Here is a 251-nt window from a genome sequence, read left to right on the forward strand (position 1 = left end):
TGAACCGTACCGGGTTTATCGGAGACTTTTTTATTTAAGTTAGGCCACCTGACCTAACGGGTTAATCTTATCATAGTACATTGCTTCAAACTCAAAAGGCGATACATAACCCAGTGCACTGTGTACACGCTTTTTATTGAACCAATCTACCCAGTTTAGTGTCGCAAGTTGTACATCTGCTAAACCTTGCCAATCTGCTTTTAAATATTCAATCACCTCTGTTTTGTATAAGCCATTCACCGTTTCAGCCA

General features: G+C 39.8%; 1 protein-coding gene. It reads right to left on the reverse strand.

Annotation, left to right across the window (positions count from 1 at the left end):
* Nucleotides 1-39: 39 nt before the first annotated feature.
* The coding region (locus tag GBN19_RS15690; protein ID WP_005265707.1) for an integrase core domain-containing protein at nucleotides 40-251 on the reverse strand (212 nt) is incomplete at its 5' end.

The sequence above is a fragment of the Acinetobacter brisouii genome, from assembly GCF_008993995.1.
GTDB lineage: Bacteria > Pseudomonadota > Gammaproteobacteria > Pseudomonadales > Moraxellaceae > Acinetobacter > Acinetobacter brisouii_A.